The 22,248-nt window shown below is 59.1% G+C and carries 20 protein-coding genes; 12 read left to right on the top strand and 8 right to left on the bottom strand.

All coding sequences use genetic code 11. The features are described from left to right. Positions 1 to 162 precede the first annotated feature (162 nt). The 10 genes from atzF (at position 163) to ettA (ending at position 14,656) form a co-directional block, all read left to right on the top strand. A complete protein-coding gene (gene atzF / locus H7K56_RS19860; protein WP_182689047.1) occupies positions 163 to 1,959 on the top strand; it encodes an allophanate hydrolase in 1,797 nt (598 codons plus the stop codon). 2 nt (positions 1,960 to 1,961) lie between these two features. Continuing rightward, entirely contained in the window at positions 1,962 to 5,579 is a 3,618-nt protein-coding gene (gene uca, locus H7K56_RS19855) for an urea carboxylase (protein WP_150361298.1), read from the top strand. 9 nt (positions 5,580 to 5,588) lie between these two features. Next, the gene (locus tag H7K56_RS19850) at positions 5,589 to 6,290 is read left to right on the top strand and encodes a GntR family transcriptional regulator (RefSeq protein ID WP_150361297.1); all 702 of its coding nucleotides are present in this window, start codon (positions 5,589 to 5,591) and stop codon (positions 6,288 to 6,290) included. Positions 6,291 to 6,320: 30 nt separating this feature from the next. Next, positions 6,321 to 7,589: an urea ABC transporter substrate-binding protein gene (urtA, locus tag H7K56_RS19845; protein WP_031279577.1), complete on the top strand. Its 1,269-nt coding sequence runs from the start codon at positions 6,321 to 6,323 to the stop codon at positions 7,587 to 7,589. Positions 7,590 to 7,868: 279 nt separating this feature from the next. Further along, positions 7,869 to 9,434 (top strand): urea ABC transporter permease subunit UrtB, encoded by a 1,566-nt coding sequence (gene urtB / locus H7K56_RS19840; protein WP_150361295.1) that lies wholly within the window; start codon positions 7,869 to 7,871, stop codon positions 9,432 to 9,434. Beyond that, positions 9,434 to 10,510: an urea ABC transporter permease subunit UrtC gene (gene urtC / locus H7K56_RS19835; RefSeq protein WP_150361294.1), complete on the top strand. Its 1,077-nt coding sequence runs from the start codon at positions 9,434 to 9,436 to the stop codon at positions 10,508 to 10,510. The genes urtB and urtC overlap by 1 nt, the downstream gene beginning before the upstream one ends. Then, entirely contained in the window at positions 10,503 to 11,294 is a 792-nt protein-coding gene (gene urtD / locus H7K56_RS19830) for an urea ABC transporter ATP-binding protein UrtD (protein WP_058771510.1), read from the top strand. The genes urtC and urtD overlap by 8 nt, the downstream gene beginning before the upstream one ends. A 1-nt stretch (position 11,295) precedes the next feature. Further along, positions 11,296 to 11,994, top strand: a complete 699-nt coding sequence (urtE, locus tag H7K56_RS19825; RefSeq protein WP_021506813.1) for an urea ABC transporter ATP-binding subunit UrtE — start codon at positions 11,296 to 11,298, stop codon at positions 11,992 to 11,994. Positions 11,995 to 12,107: 113 nt separating this feature from the next. Continuing rightward, the gene (gene deoR, locus H7K56_RS19820) at positions 12,108 to 12,872 is read left to right on the top strand and encodes a DNA-binding transcriptional repressor DeoR (RefSeq protein WP_058757230.1); all 765 of its coding nucleotides are present in this window, start codon (positions 12,108 to 12,110) and stop codon (positions 12,870 to 12,872) included. Positions 12,873 to 12,988: 116 nt separating this feature from the next. Continuing rightward, positions 12,989 to 14,656 carry an energy-dependent translational throttle protein EttA gene (gene ettA / locus H7K56_RS19815; RefSeq protein ID WP_071813584.1) on the top strand — a complete coding sequence of 556 codons (1,668 nt, stop codon included), beginning with the start codon at positions 12,989 to 12,991 and terminating at the stop codon, positions 14,654 to 14,656. Between the two features lie 49 nt (positions 14,657 to 14,705). On the opposite strand, the gene nadR is transcribed toward ettA, so the two are convergent. From nadR to serB, 3 genes are all read right to left on the bottom strand, one after another. Next, complete coding sequence (gene nadR, locus H7K56_RS19810; protein ID WP_150361292.1) at positions 14,706 to 15,932, bottom strand: multifunctional transcriptional regulator/nicotinamide-nucleotide adenylyltransferase/ribosylnicotinamide kinase NadR; 1,227 nt, start codon at positions 15,930 to 15,932, stop codon at positions 14,706 to 14,708. 224 nt (positions 15,933 to 16,156) lie between these two features. After that, complete coding sequence (gene radA / locus H7K56_RS19805; protein ID WP_021506810.1) at positions 16,157 to 17,539, bottom strand: DNA repair protein RadA; 1,383 nt, start codon at positions 17,537 to 17,539, stop codon at positions 16,157 to 16,159. Between the two features lie 13 nt (positions 17,540 to 17,552). Further along, the gene (serB, locus tag H7K56_RS19800) at positions 17,553 to 18,530 is read right to left on the bottom strand and encodes a phosphoserine phosphatase (RefSeq protein WP_150361291.1); all 978 of its coding nucleotides are present in this window, start codon (positions 18,528 to 18,530) and stop codon (positions 17,553 to 17,555) included. Positions 18,531 to 18,637: 107 nt separating this feature from the next. Here serB and H7K56_RS19795 point away from each other — a divergent pair, with 107 nt between their 5' ends. After that, a complete protein-coding gene (locus H7K56_RS19795; protein WP_150361289.1) occupies positions 18,638 to 19,312 on the top strand; it encodes a YtjB family periplasmic protein in 675 nt (224 codons plus the stop codon). A 156-nt stretch (positions 19,313 to 19,468) separates the two neighbouring features. Here H7K56_RS19795 and H7K56_RS19790 read toward each other — a convergent pair whose 3' ends face one another. From H7K56_RS19790 to H7K56_RS19780, 3 genes are all read right to left on the bottom strand, one after another. Next, a complete protein-coding gene (locus tag H7K56_RS19790; RefSeq protein WP_150361288.1) occupies positions 19,469 to 19,741 on the bottom strand; it encodes a hypothetical protein in 273 nt (90 codons plus the stop codon). Between the two features lie 12 nt (positions 19,742 to 19,753). Beyond that, positions 19,754 to 20,023, bottom strand: a complete 270-nt coding sequence (locus tag H7K56_RS19785) for a hypothetical protein (protein ID WP_150361287.1) — start codon at positions 20,021 to 20,023, stop codon at positions 19,754 to 19,756. Positions 20,024 to 20,310: 287 nt separating this feature from the next. Then, positions 20,311 to 20,538 (bottom strand): hypothetical protein, encoded by a 228-nt coding sequence (locus tag H7K56_RS19780; protein ID WP_150361285.1) that lies wholly within the window; start codon positions 20,536 to 20,538, stop codon positions 20,311 to 20,313. A 565-nt stretch (positions 20,539 to 21,103) separates the two neighbouring features. Here H7K56_RS19780 and H7K56_RS23500 point away from each other — a divergent pair. Then, positions 21,104 to 21,226, top strand: a complete 123-nt coding sequence (locus H7K56_RS23500) for a hypothetical protein (protein ID WP_310736062.1) — start codon at positions 21,104 to 21,106, stop codon at positions 21,224 to 21,226. Positions 21,227 to 21,346: 120 nt separating this feature from the next. Here the strand turns inward: H7K56_RS23500 and H7K56_RS19770 are convergent, their stop codons facing one another. Further along, positions 21,347 to 21,622, bottom strand: coding sequence for a DUF6966 domain-containing protein (locus tag H7K56_RS19770; RefSeq protein ID WP_150361284.1), 276 nt, complete (start codon positions 21,620 to 21,622; stop codon positions 21,347 to 21,349). Beyond that, entirely contained in the window at positions 21,607 to 22,026 is a 420-nt protein-coding gene (locus H7K56_RS19765) for a hypothetical protein (RefSeq protein ID WP_150361283.1), read from the bottom strand. Before H7K56_RS19765 ends, H7K56_RS19770 begins: the two co-directional genes overlap by 16 nt. Positions 22,027 to 22,248: the final 222 nt, after the last annotated feature.

Raw genomic sequence — 22,248 nt, 5'->3', positions numbered from 1 at the left:
CCAGGCGCACCGTGATTGTTCAGCGCCTGCGCCGCAATTGTGCAAATAATCATCACAAAAACTTATTACCCATCAAATAGCTATGCGTTTTCATTCAGTTACAACTCTGGCACGTGCTTTGCTCTGTTGAATGCCATCTTGTATACCAGCTGGAATTCACTCATGGCATCGACCTTCGGTTTTACGCTTCAGGATTGGCAACGTTGCGCACAGCAGGATGCACAGCAGATCCCTGCACTGCTGGCCGCACATCTCGACGCACTCGATAACCAGGATAATGCCTGGCTGTACCTCGCTTCGCCGGCCCAGTTGCTGGCGCAGGTTGAACCGCTGCTGGCGGCGTATCAGCGCAATCCGGCCGCGCTGCCGCTGTTTGGCGTGCCGTTTGCCGTCAAAGACAACATTGACGTGGCAGGCTGGCCGACTACCGCCGCCTGCCCGGCGCTGACGTATCAGGCGGCGGCCGATGCCTTCGTGGTGGCCAGGCTGAAAGCGGCAGGCGCTATCGTCATCGGTAAAACCAACCTCGATCAGTACGCGACCGGTCTGGTTGGCACCCGCTCGCCGTATGGCGCGGTGAGCAACACCTTTAACCCGGCCTACGTCAGCGGCGGTTCCAGCTCCGGCTCCGCGTCAGTGCTGGCGCGCGGCCTGGTCGGCTTCTCGCTCGGCACCGATACCGCCGGCTCCGGCCGCGTGCCGGCAGGTTTTAACAATATCGTCGGACTGAAGCCGACCAAAGGCTGGTTCTCGGCCAGCGGCGTGGTACCGGCCTGCCGTCTCAATGACACCATCTCGGTGTTCGCCCTGACGGTTGCCGATGCCTTTAGCGTCGCCAGCATCGCGGGCGGCTACGACGCCGATGATGTCTATGCGCGCCAGTCGCCGCGCAGCGCACCGGCCAGTTTCCAGCCGCAACCCTCGCTGGCGATCCCTGCCGCGCCGCAGTTTTACGGTGACCAGCAGGCGGAAGCGGCGTGGCACAGTGCGCTGGAGCAGCTTACGGCGAGCGGTGCGACGCTGCACCCGATCGACTTCGCCCCTTTCCACCAGCTGGCAGAGCAGCTCTATTACGGCCCGTGGGTCGCCGAGCGCACTGTGGCGGTCGGCGAGATGCTCGACCGCCCGGAAGAGATGGATCCGGTGGTGTACGGCATCGTCAGCAGCGGCCGCCAGTACAGCGCCGTCGAGGCGTATCAGGCCGAATACCTGCGTGCCGAACTGACGCGCCAGATCCAGCAGACGCTGGCCCGGTTCGATGCGCTGGTAGTGCCGACCTCGCCCACCATCCATACGCTGGAAGAGATGCAGCAGGAGCCGGTGCACTACAACTCGCAGTTCGGCACCTATACCAACTTCACGAATCTGGCCGATCTCAGCGCGCTGGCGCTGCCCGGCCCGTTCCGCGCCGATGGACTGCCCGCGGGCATCACGCTGATCGCCCCGGCGTGGCACGACCGCGCGCTGGCGGCGTTTGGCCTGCGCTGGCAGCAGCAGCTGGCGCTGCCGCTCGGGGCCACCGGCAAAGCGCTGCCGCCGCAGCCCGCCGCGCTGCCGCCGTCACCTGACCACGTGCGCGTGGCGGTGGTCGGTGCCCATCTCACCGGCATGCCGCTGAATTTCCAGCTCACCACGCGTCAGGCGGTGTGGGTCGAAGAGACGCAAACCGCCAGCCACTATCGCCTGTTCGCCCTGCTTGATGGCCCGATCAAAAAGCCCGGCCTGCTGCGCGGCGACAGCGGTGCCGCCATCACCGTCGAACTGTGGGACATCCCGCTGGCGCGCTTTGGCGAATTCGTCGCGGAAATCCCGGCACCGCTCGGCATCGGCTCGCTGACGCTGGCGGATGGACGCATCGTGAAAGGCTTTATCTGCGAACCGGCAGCGCTGACGCAGGCGCTGGAAATCACTGAATTCGGCGGCTGGCGCAACTGGCTGACGTCACAGGGGAATCACTAATCATGTTCAGCACCGTTCTGATTGCTAACCGTGGCGAAATCGCCTGCCGTGCCATCCGCACCCTGAAGCGCCTCGGCGTAACCAGCGTGGCGGTCTATTCGGATGCCGACCGCAACGCGCGTCACGTTACCGAAGCCGATGTGGCCATCGCCCTTGGCGGTGACAAAGCCAGCGACAGCTATCTGCGCATCGACAAAATTCTCGCCGCTGCGCAGCAAAGCGGCGCGCAGGCCATCTGGCCCGGCTACGGTTTTCTCTCCGAGAGCCTGCCGTTTGCCGCCGCCTGCGAAGAGGCCGGCATCGCGTTTGTCGGCCCGACCGCACAGCAGATCGGCGAATTTGGTCTCAAGCATCGCGCCCGTGAGCTGGCGGCCAGCGCCGGCGTGCCGATGACGCCGGGCACGCCGCTGCTCAGTTCGCTGCAGGACGCACTCAGCGCGGCGGAAGACATTGGCTATCCGGTGATGCTGAAAAGCACCGCCGGCGGCGGCGGCATCGGTCTGACCCGCTGCGCCGACGCCACGGCACTGGAAAATGCATGGGAGAGCGTGCGTCGTCTGGGCGAGCAGTTTTTCAGCGATGCCGGCGTATTTCTTGAACGCTGCATCGACCGCGCGCGCCACGTGGAAGTACAGATTTTTGGCGACGGCAAGGGCAAGGTGATTGCGCTGGGCGAACGCGACTGTTCGCTGCAGCGCCGCAATCAGAAGGTGGTGGAAGAGACGCCGGCCCCTAATCTGCCGCAGGCCACGCGTGAAGCGCTGCTGGCTTCAGCGGTGCGGCTGGGCGAGCTGGTTAATTACCGCAGCGCCGGCACCGTGGAGTACATCTATGACGCCGCGCAGGACGCGTTTTATTTCCTCGAAGTGAACACCCGCCTGCAGGTGGAGCATCCGGTGACCGAGTGCGTCACCGGCCTTGACCTGGTAGAGTGCATGCTGCAGGTGGCGGCGGATGATGCCATCGACTGGGATCGTCTGCAGCAGGCACCGCACGGTGCATCGATTGAGGTGCGGCTGTACGCCGAAGATCCGCTGAAAAACTTCCAGCCGAGCCCGGGCGTGTTAACCCACGTCAGCTTCCCGCCGGGGGTGCGCGTCGACGGCTGGATCGAGACTGGCAGCGAAGTGACGGCGTTTTACGATCCGATGGTAGCCAAACTGATCGTGCATGGCGAAACGCGCGACGCCGCGCTGGCGAAGCTGCAGCAGGCGCTCGACGCCACCCAACTGCACGGCATCGCCACCAATCTCGATTATCTGCGTCAGATCGTGGCGACCGACGCCTTCCGCAGCGGCAACGTCTGGACGCGCTTCCTTGACGGCTTTACGCCAGCGGCCAGCGTCATCGAAGTGCTGCAGCCGGGCACGTTCAGCAGCATTCAGGACTTTCCCGGCCGCCTGGGCTACTGGGACATCGGCGTGCCGCCGTCCGGCCCGATGGATGACTTCGCCTTCCGCCTGGCCAACCGTATCGTTGGCAACCACGCCAGCGCCGCCGGGCTGGAGTTCACCCTGCAGGGCCCGACGCTGCGTTTCCACAGCGATGCGCTGATCGCGCTGACCGGTGCCGACTGTCCGGCCGATCTCGACGGCAGCGCGGTCGACTACTGGCAGCCGGTGGCGGTGAAAGCCGGACAAACCCTGACGCTGGGCCGCGCGCAGAGCGGCTGCCGCACCTATTTAGCGGTGCGTAATGGTTTCGACGTGCCGGAATACCTCGGCAGCCGCGCCACCTTCTCGCTGGGCCAGTTTGGCGGCCACGCCGGACGTACGCTGCGCGTCGCCGACATGCTGCCGATCTCCCAGCCGGCGCTCGCCGCCTGCACCACGCCAGCCCCGGTCAGCGAACCTGAAGCGCTGGATCGCGCGCTGGTGCCGCACTACGGCAGCGAATGGCGCATTGGCGTGCTGTACGGCCCGCACGGCGCACCGGATTTCTTCACCCAGGCTGCCATCGATGAGTTCTTTGCCAGCGACTGGCAGGTGCATTACAACTCCAACCGGCTGGGCGTCCGTCTGGTCGGGCCTAAACCCAGCTGGACGCGCGCTAACGGCGGTGAAGCCGGGCTGCATCCATCAAACGTACACGACTGCGAATACGCCATCGGCGCGGTGAACTTTACCGGTGACTTCCCGGTGATCCTGACGCACGACGGCCCAAGCCTTGGTGGCTTCGTCTGCCCGGTCACCATCGCCAAAGCCGAGCTGTGGAAAGTCGGCCAGGTCAAACCGGGCGATCGTATCCGCTTCCACCCGATCAGCGCCGACGAAGCGGTCGCGCTGGAGAAAGCCCAGGCGCACAGCGTAACCACGCTGCGCAGCCAGCACGCACCGGCCTTCGCGGTGCCTTCGCTGGCAGCGAGCGACATCGGTTCTGCCACCCTGTTAGCGGCGCTGCCGGCAACCGCCACCACGCCTGCTGCGGTCTACCGCCAGGCGGGCGACAAATATGTGCTGATTGAGTACGGCGATAACGTGCTGGATCTGGCGCTGCGCCTGCGCGTACACCTGCTGATGCAGGCGCTGCGCCAGCGTGCAGAGCCCGGCATTGAAGAGCTGTCGCCCGGCGTGCGCTCGCTGCAGGTGCGCTATGACAGCCTGGTGATCGGTCAGCAGCAGCTGATGACGCTGCTGCTGGAGCTGGAAGCCGGGCTGGGTGACGTCAGCGCGCTGAAAGTGCCGTCGCGCATCGTCTGGCTGCCGATGGCGTTTGAAGACAGCGCCACGCTCGGCGCGGTGGAGCGTTACAAAGAGACGGTTCGCGCCAGCGCGCCGTGGCTGCCGAATAACGTTGACTTCATTCAGCGCATCAATGGACTGGCGAGCCGCGAAGCGGTACGCGACACCCTGTTTGCCGCCAGCTATTTGATTCTCGGTCTCGGCGATGTCTATCTCGGCGCGCCGTGCGCGGTGCCGATCGATCCGCGCCATCGCCTGCTGAGTTCTAAATACAGCCCGGCGCGCACCTTTACCGCCGAAGGTACGGTGGGCATTGGCGGCATGTACATGTGCATCTACGGCATGGATTCACCGGGCGGCTATCAGCTGGTGGGGCGCACGCTGCCCATCTGGAATAAGTTCCTGCAAAACGATCAGTTTGCCGCCGGCGAACCCTGGCTGCTGCGCTTCTTTGACCAGGTGCGTTTCTATCCGGTGAGCGAAGCGGAACTAACGCAGCTGCGTGACGATTTCCGCGCCGGCCGCGCCCGCATTCGCATCGAGCAGAGCGAGTTTGATTTCGCGGCGCATCAGCAGTTCCTCGCCGACAACGCGCCGGAAATCAGTGCCTTCCGTGAGCGTCAGGCCGCGGCGTTTGAGCAGGAAGTCACGCTATGGGCGCAGGAAGAGCAGGAAGCGCCGCTCACCAGTGAAGAGACGCTGGTGGTCGCCGACGCAGAGGACGACGCGCTGGCAGTGTGCGCTGACATGAACGGCAACATCTGGAAAGTGCTGGTTGCGCCGGGCGATACGGTGCAGGCCGGTCAGACGCTGATCATCGTGGAAGCGATGAAGATGGAGCTGGCGATTGTCGCGCCGCAGGCCGGCACGGTGAAACGCATTGCCTGCCAGGCGGGCCGTCCGGTAAGTCCGGGTGACACCCTGCTGTGGCTGGCTTAAGGAGCAGGTATGAACAGTAGCGCGCCCCGCAGCAAAGGCCGTCCCGAAGCGCTGGCCGAAAAGGTTTATCAGGCGCTGAAGCAGGACATCTTTGAATTCCGTCTGATGCCGGGTGACCGCTTCAGCGAAAACGAAATCGCCGAGCGGCTGGCGGTGAGCCGCACGCCGGTGCGTCAGGCGCTGTTCTGGCTGGAGCGCGAAGGCTACGTCGAGGTGTGGTTTCGCAGCGGCTGGCAGGTGCGGCCGTTCGATTTCGCCTACTTCGAGGAGCTGTACGACTTCCGCACCGTGCTGGAACGCGAAGCGGTGCGCCGCCTGTGCGCGCTGCCGCCGCTGGCCTGCGCGGAAACCCTGACCGCGCTGAAAACCTTCTGGATCGACGATGCCCGGCTGGCAGATGGCAAAGCGGTATCAGCGCACGACGAAGCGTTTCACATGGCGCTGGTGGCCGCGGCGGGCAATCAGGAGATGGCGCGCATCCACGCCGAGCTGACAGAAAAAATCCGCATCATTCGCCGTCTCGACTTCACGCGGGATGACCGGGTCGATGCCACGTACCGCGAGCACGCTCAGATCTTACGGGCGATTTTTCAGCAACACACCGAGGAGGCACAGCGCATTTTAACCGACCACATTGCCGTCAGTAAAGCCGAGGTCAGGAAGATTACGTTGCACATGTTACAGCAGGCTCGGCTTCAACCCATTGAATAACAACAGATAATACAGTTAGGGGTTTAAATGATGAAACGACGTTCGTTGCTTAAAGCTTTCGCGCTCTCCGCTACCGTTGCCAGCATGGGCTTCGCCTTTACCGCACAGGCGGCAGACACCATCAAAGTCGGCATTATGCATTCGCTGTCCGGCACCATGGCGATTTCCGAAACGCCGCTGAAAGATGTGGCGCTGATGACCATCGATGAGATCAACGCCAAAGGCGGTGTGCTGGGCAAGAAGCTGGAACCGGTGGTGGTCGATCCGGCCTCTAACTGGCCGCTGTTCGCCGAAAAAGCGCGCCAGCTGCTGACTCAGGACAAAGTGGCGGTGGTGTTTGGCTGCTGGACGTCGGTCTCGCGCAAATCGGTGCTGCCAGTGTTTGAAGAGCTGAACGGCCTGCTGTTCTATCCGGTGCAGTACGAAGGCGAAGAGATGTCGCCGAACGTGTTCTACACCGGCGCCGCGCCGAACCAGCAGGCGATCCCGGCGGTGCAGTATCTGATGAGCGAAGATGGCGGCAGCGCGAAACGCTTCTTCCTGCTTGGCACCGACTACGTCTATCCGCGCACCACCAACAAGATTCTGCGCGCCTTCCTGCATAGCAAAGGCGTGCAGGATAAGGATATCGAAGAGGTGTACACGCCGTTTGGTTACAGCGATTACCAGACCATCGTGTCCAATATCAAAAAATTCTCCGCCGGTGGCAAAACCGCGGTGATCTCCACCATCAACGGTGATTCCAACGTCCCGTTCTACAAAGAGCTGGCGAACCAGGGCATTAAAGCAACCGACATTCCGGTGATCGCTTTCTCGGTGGGGGAAGAAGAGCTGCGCGGCATCGACACCAAACCGCTGGTCGGTCAGCTGGCAGCGTGGAACTACTTTGAGTCAGTGGATAACCCGACTAATGCGAAGTTCGTGGCCGACTACCGCGCTTACGCCAAAGCGCACAACCTGCCGAACGCCAGCACCGTAGTGACCAACGATCCGATGGAAGCCACCTACGTTGGCCTGCACATGTGGGCGCAGGCGGTAGAGAAAGCCGGCACCACCGATGTGGACAAAGTGCGCGCCGCGATGGCCGGACAGACGTTTAAAGCGCCGGACGGATTTACGCTGACCATGGACAAAACCAACCACCATCTGCACAAGCCGGTGATGATTGGTGAAGTGGAGGAGAACGGCCAGTTCAACGTGGTGTGGCAGACCGAACAGCCGGTACGCGCCCAGCCGTGGAGTCCGTACATCGCCGGGAATGATAAGAAGCCGGACTACCCGGTGAAGTCGGCGCAGTAAGGGGAGGCTGATGGTCCTCGCCCTATGGCCCGCTGGCCCTCACCCTAACCCTCTCCCGCTTGCGGGAGAGGGAACCGATCGAGCCAGCACGCCGCTACCGAACTCACCTGTAGCAGCGTCTCCCTCTCCCTGTGGGAGAGGGCCGGGGTGAGGGCCTTGCACCGCACTCACCCATTTTTCTCCCTCTCCCTCCGGGAGAGGGCCGGGGTGAGGGCCAGACAACGCCCTGCCCCCTAAGGGCCACACCGCACCCAACGTAACCATAACAGGATGATCACCATGACACTCCGCCGTATTCTCAGCTGCCTGCTGTTACTGCTGCCGTGGCTGGCGCAGGCCGGTGATGGCGCTGACTTCGCCGCTGCCAGCCGCACGCAGCAGGCGACATTGCTGCAGCAGTGGGCTGCGGCGCCGCAGGCCAGCCGCTTGCCGCTGCTGCAGGCGCTGCGCAATGAAAGCGTGGTTATCGACCAGAACAAACAGCCGTTCAGCAAACAGGCTGACCAGCTTCTGCCGCTCGACAGCGCCCGGCAGCCGGACGGCGAAACCAAAAAACTCTTCATGAACAACCGGCTGCGCGTGCTGATTGCCAGCGCCCTCGCCGCCCACCAACTGGTGAGTGATGATGCGGCGATTCGCCTGCGCGCAGCGCAGCAGTTACAAAACGATGCCGCGCCTGACCAGCTGCCGCTGATTGAACAGCGCCTTGCCGCCGAGCAGGACAGCAAGGTGCACGCGGTGCTGGCGATGGCCGCCGCGAATCTGCAGCTCGCCAGCCCGGACGCCGCGCTGCGTCTGAAAGCGGTCACGCTGCTGGGTGAATCGGGCGATCCGGCAATGCAGGCCAGCCTGACGCGCTTAACCCAGGCCAGCAACGAACCCGATGCGCAGGTGCGCGCCGCTGCGGCCGCCAGCCTGCAGCACATCAGGCAGCGCCTGATGTGGGGCGATTGGCTCGGGCAGGCGTTTACCGGCCTTTCGCTCGGCTCCATTCTGCTGCTGGCCGCGCTCGGCCTGGCGATCACCTACGGCCTGCTGGGCGTAATCAACATGGCGCACGGCGAGATGCTGATGCTCGGCGCCTACGCCACCTGGCTGGTGCAGAATCTGTTCCAGCAGTTTGCCCCGCAGTGGCTGGCGTGGTACCCGCTGCTGGCGCTGCCGGTGGCCTTCACCGTCACCGCCGCGATGGGCATGCTGCTGGAACGCACCATCATCCGCCATTTGTATGGTCGACCGCTGGAGACGCTGCTCGCCACCTGGGGTATCAGCCTGATGCTGATTCAGCTGGTGCGCATGCTGTTTGGCGCGCAGAACCTCGAAGTGGCCAACCCGGGCTGGCTGTCCGGCGGCTGGCAGCTGCTGCCGAATCTGGTGCTGCCGTATAACCGCATCGCGGTGATCCTGTTTGTCATCGCGGTGCTGGCGCTCACCTGGCTGCTGCTGAATAAAACCCGGCTGGGGCTGAATGTGCGGGCGGTCACGCAGAACCGCGCCATGGCGGACTGCTGCGGCGTGCCGACCGGGCGCATCGATATGCTGGCGTTTGGCCTCGGTTCCGGCATTGCCGGACTCGGCGGCGTCGCGCTGTCGCAGCTGGGCAACGTCGGACCGGAACTGGGTCAGGGCTACATCATCGACTCATTCCTCGTGGTGGTGCTCGGCGGCGTCGGTCAGCTGGCCGGCACCGTGGTGGCGGCTTTTGGTCTCGGCATCCTCAACAAAGTGCTGGAGCCGCAGATTGGCGCGGTGCTCGGCAAAATCCTGATCCTCGTGCTGATTGTGCTGTTTATCCAGAAACGTCCACAGGGTCTGTTTGCGGTTAAAGGGAGGGTGATTGACTGATGAGCCAGCCACTGACCTTACGCGCGGTGCGCAAAGCGCCGCGCCTCAGCCTGATTCTCGGCGTCATCGTGACCGCGCTGCTGCTGGTGCTGCCGTTCTGCGCCCTGCTGCCCGCCAGCCATCCGCTGGCGATCTCCACCTATACGCTGACGCTGGTGGGCAAAATCCTCTGCTATGCGATTGTCGCGGTGGCGCTGGATCTGGTGTGGGGCTACGCCGGGCTGCTGTCGCTCGGCCACGGGCTGTTTTTTGCTCTCGGCGGCTATGCCATGGGCATGTACCTGATGCGCCAGGCCGCAGGCAGCGGTTTGCCGGCGTTTATGTCGTTTCTGTCGTGGAATGAGCTGCCGTGGTTCTGGGCCGGTAGCCAGCACTTTCTCTGGGCGCTGTGTCTGATTGTACTGGTGCCGGGCCTGCTGGCGCTGCTGTTTGGCTTCTTCGCCTTTCGCTCCAGAATCAAAGGCGTCTACTTTTCTATCATGACGCAGGCGCTGACTTACGCTGGCATGCTGCTGTTTTTCCGCAACGAAACCGGCTTTGGCGGCAACAACGGCTTTACCGGTTTTACTACCCTGCTCGGTTTCAGCGTCACCGCCACCGGCACGCGTATCGCACTGTTTATCGCGACCGTGCTATTGCTGCTGTTCAGCCTGGCGCTGGGCTTTGCCCTGGCGCGCAGTAAGTTTGGTCGCGTGCTGACGGCGGCGCGCGATGCGGAAAACCGCCTGATGTTTATTGGTTACGATCCGAAGGGTTTCAAGCTGTTCGTCTGGACGCTCTCCGCCGTGCTGTGCGGGCTGGCCGGTGCGCTGTATGTGCCGCAGGTCGGCATCATCAACCCGAGTGAAATGTCGCCGACCAACTCGATTGAAGCGGCGATTTGGGTGGCGCTCGGTGGACGCGGCACGCTGATTGGCCCGCTGCTGGGTGCGGCCATCGTCAACGGTGCCAAAAGCTGGTTCACCGTCGCCTTCCCGGAATACTGGCTGTTTTTCCTCGGCCTGATGTTCATCCTGGTCACGCTGTTCCTGCCGCGTGGCGTAATTGGCCTGCTGCGCCGGAGGCGTCATGACTGAGCAACTGTTTACCCAACCGCACCCGGCGGATCGCCATCGTCAGCAAACCGATCCGGTGCTGCTGCTGGAGAACATCAACGTCTCGTTTGACGGCTTCCGCGCGCTGACCGATCTGTCATTGCAGATTGGCGTCGGCGAACTGCGCTGCGTGATCGGCCCGAACGGCGCGGGAAAAACCACGCTGATGGACGTGATCACCGGCAAAACCCGCCCGGACAGCGGCCAGGTGATCTACGACCAGGATACCGATCTGCGCCAGCTGTCGCCGGTCGAAATCGCCCGTGCCGGCATTGGCCGCAAGTTTCAGAAACCCACGGTGTTTGAAGCGCTGACGGTGTTTGAAAACCTCGAAATCGCGCTGAAAAACGATAAATCGGTGTGGGCCAGCCTGCGCGCCCGGCTTAGCGGCGAGCAGCGCGATCGCATCGACGAGGTGCTGAAACTGCTGCGGCTCGGCGGCGAACGCCAGCGGCAGGCAGGTCTGCTGTCGCACGGGCAGAAGCAGTTTCTCGAAATCGGCATGCTGCTGGTGCAGGAGCCGCACCTGCTGCTGCTGGACGAACCGGCAGCCGGCATGACCGATGCCGAAACCGACTACACCGCCGAGCTGTTCCGCAGCCTGGCGGGCAAGCACTCGCTGATGGTGGTGGAACATGACATGGGCTTTGTGGAAACCATTGCCGACCACGTGACGGTGCTGCATCAGGGCCAGGTGCTGGCTGAGGGATCGCTGCGCGAGGTACAGGCGGACGATCGGGTTATCGACGTATATCTGGGGCGCTGAGATGTTACAGGTAGCAGAACTGCATCAATATTACGGCGGCAGCCATATCCTGCGCGGTCTGTCGTTTGAGGCTCGCCCGGGCGAGATCACCTGCCTGCTGGGGCGCAACGGCGTGGGCAAAACCACGCTGCTGAAGTGTCTGATGGGGCTGATTCCGGTCAAATCCGGCGAGGTTCGCTGGCAGAACCAGCTGATTAACACGCGCAAGCCACACCAGCGCGTACAGGCCGGTATTGCTTACGTGCCGCAGGGGCGCGAAATTTTTCCGCGTCTGACGGTGGAAGAGAACCTGCTGATGGGGCTGGCGCGCTTCTCCGGCACCCAGGCCAGCCGGGTACCGGAAGAGATCTACCAGCTGTTTCCGGTGCTGCGCGAGATGAAAACGCGGCGCGGTGGCGATCTGTCAGGCGGCCAGCAGCAGCAGCTGGCGATCGGCCGGGCGCTGGCCTGCCAGCCGCAGCTGCTGATCCTCGATGAGCCGACCGAAGGGATCCAGCCGTCGGTGATCAAAGAGATCGGTGCAGTGATCCGCCAGCTGGCACAGCGCGGTGACATGGCGATCCTGCTGGTTGAGCAGTTTTACGATTTCGCCGCCGAACTGGCCGACAGCTATCTGGTGATGTCGCGCGGCGAAATTGTGCAGCGTGGCGCAGGGGCGAATATGGAGAGCGAGGGCGTGCGCGGGCTGGTGGCGATTTAGCCGTGCGGCGGGCGGGCAGGCAGAAGACAGGTTGTTAATCTGCAAGAAAAAACTTATGTTTACCCTCCACCCGGCCATTCCGGCCGCAGCGAAGGTTGAGCGAACTGTTACTGATGGAAACCCGCCGCGACGAACGAATCAATAAGCTGGCGCAGGCGCTGAAACACAGCGACACCCTGCACTTAAAACAGGCCGCGCAACTGCTGGGCGTGTCAGAAATGACCATCCGCCGCGATTTAACCGGCGCGACGCAGGGCGTGGTGCTGCTGGGTGGCTATGTGATGCGCGACCCGCGGCAGAACGTGGCGCACTATTTTGTCAGCGACCAGCAAAACCTCAACGTCAGCAAGAAACGTCTGCTGGCACAGCGGGCTGCCGCGCTGGTACAGGCCAACGACACGGTGTTTTTCGACTGCGGCACCACGTTGCCGCTGGTGATCGAAGCGATCGATAACGATCTGCCCTTCACCGCCATCTGCAGCGCGATCAACACCTTTCTGGCGTTAAAAGAGAAGCCGCACTGTCGGGTGATTCTGTGCGGCGGCGAATTCCACGCCGATAACGCCGTGTTTACCCCGCTCGAGCAGGTCACGGTGCTGGATGCGCTCTGCCCCAATAAAGCCTTTATCTCTGCCGCCGGCATGGACGCCGCGCAGGGTGCCACCTGTTATAACCTCAACGAACTGCCCATCAAGCATCTGGCGCTGCAGCGGGCGCAGACCAAAATCGTGGTCGGCGACAGCAGCAAGTACGGCAAGGTACTGCCGGCGCGCATTGGCGACTTCTCGCTGTTTGATATGCTGGTCAGCGACAGCCCGCCTCCGCCCGCGCTGCTCGCCGTGCTGCAGGCGGCCAGGCTCACCCTGCACTGCGGTTAGCATTATTCCGCCGCTGCGTAAGATTGCGCGCAATGCGGCTGTGATTGCCGGGTGAAAACGGCTAAACTTCAGCATCTGACGTTCCACCCATTACAGACCAAGAGGCTCATCACAACGTGGCTCAATTCGTCTATAGCATGCATCGCGTCGGCAAAGTGGTTCCGCCGAAGCGTCACATTCTGAAGAATATCTCCCTTAGCTTTTTCCCTGGCGCCAAAATTGGCGTACTCGGCCTGAACGGCGCGGGTAAATCGACCCTGCTGCGCATCATGGCCGGCATTGATAAAGATATCGAAGGGGAAGCGCGCCCGCAGCCGGGCATCAAAGTCGGCTATCTGCCGCAGGAACCTCAGCTGAACCCGGAACACACCGTGCGTGAGTCGGTGGAAGAAGCCGTCGCGGAAGTGGTTGGCGCGCTGAAGCGTCTCGACGAAGTGTACGCGCTGTACGCCGATCCGGATGCCGACTTCGACAAGCTGGCCGCTGAGCAGGGCCGTCTGGAAGAAGTGATCCAGGCACACGACGGGCACAACCTGGAAACCCAGCTGAACCGCGCTGCCGATGCCATGCGTCTGCCGGAGTGGGATGCCAAAATCGCGAACCTGTCCGGTGGTGAACGCCGCCGCGTCGCGCTGTGCCGTCTGCTGCTGGAAAAGCCAGACATGCTGCTGCTCGACGAACCGACCAACCACCTGGATGCCGAATCCGTCGCGTGGCTGGAGCGTTTCCTGCACGACTTCGAAGGCACCGTGGTAGCTATCACCCACGACCGTTACTTCCTCGATAACGTTGCCGGCTGGATTCTGGAGCTGGACCGTGGTGAAGGGATTCCATGGGAAGGCAACTACTCCTCATGGCTGGAGCAGAAAGATCAGCGTCTGGCGCAGGAGGCTTCTCAGGAAGCGGCACGTCGCAAATCGATCGAGAAAGAGCTGGAGTGGGTGCGTCAGGGCGCGAAAGGCCGTCAGTCCAAGGGCAAAGCCCGTCTGGCGCGCTTTGAAGAGCTCAACAACACCGATTATCAGAAACGTAACGAGACCAACGAACTGTTCATTCCACCTGGTGCGCGCCTCGGCGACAAAGTGCTGGAAGTGAAGAACCTGAGCAAAGCGTATGGCGATCGCGTGCTGATTGACGATCTATCGTTCTCGCTGCCGAAAGGCGCCATCGTCGGCATCATCGGCCCTAACGGCGCCGGTAAATCGACGCTGTTCCGCATGATGTCAGGCCAGGAGCAGCCGGATTCCGGCAGCATCGAGCTGGGCGAAACCGTGAAGCTGGCGTCGGTCGATCAGTTCCGCGATGCAATGGATAATTCCAAAACCGTGTGGGAAGAAGTTTCCGGCGGTCAGGACATCATGCGCATCGGCAACACCGAAATGCCGAGCCGCGCTTATGTCGGTCGCTTCAACTTCAAGGGCACCGATCAGGGCAAACGCGTCGGCGAACTGTCCGGTGGTGAGCGTGGTCGTCTGCACCTGGCGAAACTGCTGCAGGTGGGCGGCAACCTGCTGCTGCTCGATGAGCCAACCAACGACCTGGACATCGAAACCCTGCGCGCACTGGAAAACGCCCTGCTGGAGTTCCCGGGCTGCGCGATGGTGATCTCGCACGACCGCTGGTTCCTCGACCGTATCGCCACCCACATCATCGACTATCAGGATGAAGGTAAGGTGGAGTTCTTCGAAGGTAACTTTACCGAGTACGAAGAGTACAAGAAACGCACCCTCGGCGCCGAAGCGCTGGAGCCGAAGCGTATCAAGTACAAGCGCATGGCGAAGTAATCGCTGTGATAACAAAAAGGCGCCGCGGCGCCTTTTTTGTTGTGCTGAGCTAGCTGCCCAGCATCTGCTTCACCAGCTCGACACAGCGCAGGAAGCGTGTGTCGTAGTCATCCTCTTTGACGTGCACATATTCAATGTGATTTTCACGCAGCATGGTGACCAGCATCGACTGGAACTCGCGGCGATCCATCGAACTGCCGAGGCTGCGCAGGCCGTCGGCCACCCACGGCACATTATTTTCCAGCAGAATCACCAGGTCAAAGCGGTACTTATCGATCAGCGCCTGCACGAACGGGTGCTCGCGCCCTTCATACTTAAGGCAGAACGCCTGGGTAGTGATGAAGTCGGTGTCAATAAACGCCACTTTGTTGGCGTATTTGACGGCAAAATCGATGTACTGCGCCTGGCCGAGCGCGATTTTGTCGTAGTCGGAGTATTGCAGCGCCATCTCGTCGCCGCCGAGGTGCGAGAAGACATAATCGCGGCCATACTCCCACGCGCTGGTGGTGTTAAAGATGTTGGCCAGCTTGTTGACCAGCGTCGATTTGCCGCTCGATTCACCGCCGAGCACCGCCACGGTGCGCACGAAGAACGGCTTCACTTCAGTCGGGATGTACTCCCAGTAGCGGAACGGATCCTGACGAATCTGGCTGCCGCTGATGTTCATAAACGATCGATGCGGATCGATCACCACTGCCGGAATGCCCAGATGCTGCTGATACATCGGCGCATCCGGTTCTTCGCTGGTATACACGCAGTCGGGCTCAATGCCCTGCTCCGCGAGGAAGGTTTTCACACCGGCGCTCCACACATCCCAGCCGTGCGGATAGGGCTCGATGCCCTCTTCGTTGAACGAATGGATACGGATGTTTTTCTGGTACTTGAAGGTCTGCAGCAGCCAGCGCAGACGATCGCTGATGGTGGGCTGCTGCGACATGGCGCTGTTCTCAAACAGCTGACGATCGCGCGGATCGTCATGGCCCATGATGATGTGCAGCTCATCGACCTGGCTACAGGCGCGCTGGATCAGGTAGATGTGGCCAGTGTGCAGCGGATAGAACTTCCCGAACACCACGCCCACGGTTTTGTCGCGACGCGGGAATTCCAGCCCGAGAAAACGGTGCAGCGCTTCCAGCTTCTGCGCGCTCGGGCTTTTGATTTTGGCATTCAGCAACTGGCTCAGATAGCCTTTGGTCATCCCGCTGGCATCAGCCACCTGCTGCAATGTGTGTCCCTGCTGGCGAATCGCGGTTTTCAGATAGTCAAACGATGACATGTGGTGCCTCCTGCATGGAATTAGAGGGATGGTGCGCGCGGGCCCTCACCCCGGCCCTCTCCCGCCCAGCGGGAGAGGAGGAAAATCCTGAACAGAGCGGTAAATGGCAGAACAACGCCGTACTTTCCGCCTCTCCGATCGGTCCCCTCTCCCGCAAGCGGGAGAGGGTTAGGGTGAGGGAAAAGGTGGAGCCACAAGCCAAACCCCCTCCCCAACAACCCGCCTTACAGCTCGTCCAGAATCGCCAGCGCGTCCGCCAGCTTCTTCGCGCTATACACCTTCATACCGTCAATCGCCTTCTTCGGCGCATTCCCTGCCGGCACAATGGCGCGCTTAAAGCCGTGCTTGGCCGCTTCGGAAATGCGCTCCTGACCGCTCGGCACCGGACGAATCTCCCCGGCCAGCCCGACTTCGCCAAAAATCACCAGATCCTGCGGCAGCGGGCGATCGCGCAGGCTCGACACCATCGCCAGCAGCAGCGCCAGGTCTGCACTGGTCTCGGTGACTTTGACGCCGCCGACCACGTTCACAAACACGTCCTGATCGGCCATCTGCAGGCCGCCGTGCCGGTGCAGCACCGCCAGCAAAATCGCCAGACGGTTCTGCTCCAGCCCAACCGCCACGCGGCGCGGGTTGCCCATCATCGAATGGTCCACCAGCGCCTGAATCTCAACCAGCAGCGGGCGCGTGCCCTCCCAGACCACCATCACCGAACTGCCGGAGGTGATCTCATCGCCGCGTGACAAAAAGATAGCAGACGGGTTACTGACTTCGCGCATGCCCTGCTCGGTCATGGCAAAGACGCCCAGCTCATTCACCGCGCCAAAGCGGTTTTTGTGGCTGCGCAGCGTGCGGAAGCGCGAATCGGCATCGCCGTCCAGCAGCACCGAACAGTCGATACAGTGCTCCAGCACCTTCGGCCCGGCCAGCGAGCCATCTTTGGTGACGTGACCGACCATGATGATCGCCACGCCGCGCGTCTTGGCGAAGCGCGTCAGGTAAGCGGCAGTTTCCCGCACCTGCGCCACGCTGCCCGGCGATGACTGGATCTCCGCCATGTGCATCACCTGGATCGAGTCGATCACCATCAGTTTCGGCTGCTCCTGCTCGGCGATCAGGCAGATCTGCTCGATGCTGGTTTCCGACAACATATTGAGGTTTTCCGTCGGCAATCCCAGACGATGGGCGCGCATCGCCACCTGCTGCAGCGACTCTTCGCCGGTGACGTACAGGGTTTTCATCCCTTCCGCCAGCTTACACATCACCTGCAACAGCAGCGTCGATTTACCGGCACCAGGGTTACCGCCAATCAGTATCGCGCTGCCCGGCACCACGCCACCGCCCAGCACGCGGTCAAACTCTTTAAAACTGGTCGAGAAACGCGGCAGCGCTTCCAGACTGATCTCCGACAGCTTCTGCACCCGGCTGGTGCCGGCGCTGCCGGCATAGCCGCTCAGGCGCTCATTGCGCGCAGCCGCAGGCGAGGCGGCAATGCGCACCTCGGTAATGGTATTCCAGGCGTGACAGGCGCTGCATTGCCCCTGCCAGCGCGGATAGTCAGCGCCGCATTCGTTACAGACGAAGGCGCGTTTTGCCGCTTTGGCCAAATCAAATCCTCAGTTAACGCTCTTCGTGAATCAGGCTGCCGGTGAGAATGCAGAACACCCCCATCAGGTCAGCGTGGCGGATAATCACTTCCGTCTGCTCATTCACTTTGGGTTTAGCATGATAGGCGATACCCAGCGCCGCGGTTTTAATCATCGGCAGATCGTTAGCACCATCGCCAATCGCCACGGTTTGTTCCGGTGCGATGTCAAAGCGCTGGGCCAGACTGTTCAGGGTATCGGCTTTAAATTGCGCGTCGACGATTTGCCCCAGCACTTCGCCGGTCAGCTTACCGTCACGCATTTCCAGTTCGTTGGCTACCGCAGCGGCCAGATGCAGCGTCTGTCGCAGGTGATCGGCATAGAAGGTGAAACCGCCCGAGGCAATCGCTACCTGCCAGCCCAGCGCCTGCAACTTGTACACCAGCGTGGTCAGGCCCGGCATCAGCGGCAGCGTATCGCGCACCTGCTTCAGGATGTTGGCGTCAGCGCCGGCCAGCTTCGCCACGCGCTCGCGCAGGCTGGCTTTAAAATCCAGCTCGCCGCGCATCGCGCGTTCCGTCACTTCCGCCACCTGCTCGCCGCAGCCCGCCAGTTTGGCGATCTCATCGATGCACTCGATCTGGATGGCGGTGGAATCCATGTCCATGACCAGCAGCCCTGGCGTTTTCAGATGGGGGATTTTGCCGAGCGGCGCCACATCAAAGCCAGCCTCATGCGCCAGCTTGCTGGCACGCGGTGTCAGCGAGCCCGCCAGCCGGATTACCTGATACTCATCGACATTCCACGCGCTGACGATCACCATCGCCGCGCCCAGCTGATGCTGATAATCGGTCAGTTTTTGTTTATCGAGCCCGCGCCCATACAGTAACCAGCCAGTCCGACCGGCACGGTAATCCAGCGGCATCACTTCATCACCGCTCAGGGAAAGGGGTAAACCCGGCCAAAGAGAGACATCGGCGGGCAGATCGCACCAGGTAAGACGATTTGGCATTACAGCTCCTGTAGGGACAACAAAACCACGCAAGAGGCTACCTTGTCTGCGCGGGTTCTGGCAACATAATTGCCAGCCTTTCTGCTGTTACGTCACACGGGTTTCTGATGGTCAAAACCGCACTGAAATTTCGCCTGCATCGCACGGTGATCGTTCTTATCTCGCTGGCGCTGTTAGTGGTGCTGATGCAGGGCGCGTCATGGTTTAGTCTTGGCCATCAGATGGCCCGTTCCGAACAGGTTGAGGAACTGGCGCACACGCTGACGCGCCAGGTGGCGTTCAGCCTGAAACCGCTGATGGACAACAGCGACGATAACCGCACGCAGATTGAAGCCATCCTGAATCAGATGACGGATAACAGCCGTGTGCTGGACGCTTCGGTCTATGCCGACGACGGCAGCCTGGTGGCCCACAGCGGCGAGAGCATTAATGTGCGCGACCGCCTGGCGCTCGACGGTAAACGTGCTGGTAGTTATTTCAATCATCAGATTGTCCAGCCGCTGGAAGGGAAAGAGGGTCCGCAGGGTTTTCTGCGTATTACGCTGGATACGCATGTGCTGGTGACGGAATCGCGTCAGGTGGATAACACCACCAATATTCTGCGCCTGATGATGCTGCTGGCGCTGGCGATCGGCATTATCCTGACCCGTACCCTGCTGCGCGACCGCCGCACCCGCTGGCAGCAATCCCCGTTCCTGCTGACGGCCAGCAGAACGGTGAAAGAGGATAAAGAGGAAGAGACGGCGGCGGAGAGTGTGAAGACGGAGAGGAAAGAGGGTTGAGTTCATTTGGGCAGTGCGGTCTGATCGCTTGCTGAAACGAGGTTTAACACCGGTCAGGCGATGACAGTCAGGATAGAGGCGGCTGCATGATCCTGACGGCGGGCGGCTAAAGAGAAAAGCCGGGAGGATCACGGGGATCGCTTCCGGCTTCTTTAACTATATTTCTTTTTCTAAATAGCTATCGACTGCTTTTTCCATTCTATCCAAAACATCTGTAATTGGATTAAGGTAGTCGTTATACATTTCTGCATAACGACGGGCAAAGCCTCTTAAGACATTGCTCTTTATTTCATTATTAATAACTTCCACTTTTAAATGTTCAAGATCATTAATAAAAGCCCGCAAATCTTCTTTGCGCTCATTTTTTATAACAGATTCAATATCATCAATTGCTTTATCTATTTCAGATAAAAGTGATTTTTTATACAAGCGTAATGTTCCTTATGTGGAAAGATAACTCTTCACTACTTCTTCAGCATCAGACATTTGATAAAGAAGAGGATTATCATAATCATTATATATTTCTAAATATGCTTTTACTGAGTTGTGAATTTCATTGCAAGTCAAAATATCCATTTCAACATATTGGATAGTTTTCTTATATTTATCAACGATATTATTGAGATCAGCTTTATGAAAAGCCACTTTTTCTTTTTCCAGATTCGAAAGAGTTCCCCTTAATATATTTAACTTTTCGGTTTTTGTTTTCATGAAATTAGTCTAAATCGATTTAATCTCCCTAATATTCAATATCCAACTCTGATGCCATCCTCGGGGAAGAATGATTTAGTCTGCTCCGTCAGAGATTATTGAACCAGACTTGATTTCGCGGTGCAACCTCCCCTAACTGTAGAACGGTGCTTTTTTAGCGGAATTAATCTTCTGATGTGTCTCATTTTTTGCGGACAGTTTTTCCTGCGTTCTGCCGCCCGATTACACGATGATCTCGACGCGCACCTATTCCTTGATAACCAGTTTAAAATCAGCAGCATAGAAAATCATGGGCCATAAAAATGCATTAAAGTATCAAGATCGCCCTGATCTTTTTTAGTTAATGTATTTTTATCCATGCTGTCATATTTATGTCTAATTCCTTTCATTGGAATAGAGCTATTGTTGGTTTTTACTAAATCCATTAATTCATCAATATCAGACTGATTTTTTAAAGTCCTTTTCAGCAGTTCCAACAGCATTAATTCTGCATCTTTTTTATCTAGTGTATACATTCTATTAATCCGGTAGCATTGTAATTGAGTCAAAATGGATAATTTGTCCATCTGCATGTAACTGTAAAGCAACACCTTTATCATATTCGGGGTATGCAGAGGCAAAGGGTTCTAATCTGGTTGGATGAATATTACCATCCCATTTTGGACAAAAGATGCAGGCTTACCATTTTTGATATAACTGTAAAGTATCGAAAGTATCACGCATGCGGGCATCACTCCATGCCGGGGCAATCTGGAAACCATCCCTGGCAACACTATCGGGTAATAGGGGAAATTCCGGCGCCGTCATACTTTTTAGCGAGGGTAATCTGCTGATGCTAATGCATTTTACGGACAGTTTTCCCGCATTCAGCCGCCCATTAACACGCTGCCCCCGACGCGTACTTTAGCCCCGCTTACGCTGCCTCCCCGCTTTAACCGCTAACCACAGTCACCACGGAGGAGTTGATTATGGCTGAGTACGTTCTAAGTCAGTACGGGGAATATTCAAAATGCAGTGGCGTATTATCGTTGACTGGCACCCCATGGTGATATGCCGCAGATGAAAATTGCGGGTAGATGCTTGGCTGAAGAGGGATTTGAGATGGGCACCAGCGTCAGTTTTAAGTTGCTGGACGGCTGTCTGCTGTCGATCCCCGACAGTTGCGAAGAGAGCCGGCTGCGCCAGGAGCAGGTGCGGCTTTAGCAGCAGCGGCGGAAGATTGAGCTGGCCCGGCAGCAGGCGTTGGCGTTGCTGGCTCAGGCTGGCAGCTAAAATAAAAGCCGGAAGGATCTTCTTGATCACTTCCGGCTATATATAGATATTTTAACTTGTTACTTGATAAAGTTCTTTTCGCAACTGATCTAACCGTGCATTTTCCTTTTTTAAAGGATTTCCGTTACTGTGCAAAACCAAATCATTAAAAGAGCCCATGCCACCATAGGCCGTTCTTAAATTATAAATACCCTCATGATAATCATCATCCAGTTGCCTTAGACACTTATCAAAATATCTAGCCCAAGATACTTCACCATTATCCAGTAGTATTTTTATTATTTCTTTTGTTACTCTTTTAATTTCATTTTTCATAGCAGCGGCCATTTTCCTATCACTGTTCCCACGTTCCAGGGTTCTAATATCACTATTTGCTCTGTCCCACCAAGATAGAAGCCATTCTGATAGCCAACCTCGCCCACATAAACTTTAGTTCCAGCGGGTATTTTTATTTCATATACGCTATCAAGTGGGGAAGCAGAGCCATTAGGCCATTTTGGCAATACTGCTTTATCCACTCGAGTCTGAATAATACTTTGTGGTATATCTAAACTAAAGAAGCGACCAAATGCATTTGTTGACACACCCGACCGATAAAAATATTTATCCTCAGAAAGGATTATTTCTCTATATTTTCCACCGGAAAAAGTTTCAGCCAACTCTTTATCTAAAGGTCCGGGTTTTATTGCTGAGTACCTGCCTGTCTCTTTTCCAAGAGAGTATTTACTCAACCCCCACGGATCCATCCACCCCAGCGCATTCGGCGCATAATGGTACAGGTTCAGCCCACCCGCCAGTCCTATCTGGTCATAGGGAGGACTCTAACATCGTCATACCTTTTAGTGGGATTAACATGCTGCTTTTATTATCTTTTCATGGGGGCCTTTCCCACTTTCAGCAGGCTGTTAACACGATGAACCTGGACGCGTAATTTTGCCCTGCCCACGCTACCG

Source organism: Pantoea dispersa (genome assembly GCF_014155765.1).
Taxonomy (GTDB): domain Bacteria; phylum Pseudomonadota; class Gammaproteobacteria; order Enterobacterales; family Enterobacteriaceae; genus Pantoea; species Pantoea dispersa.
This window is presented reverse-complemented; position numbering and strand designations above follow the sequence as displayed.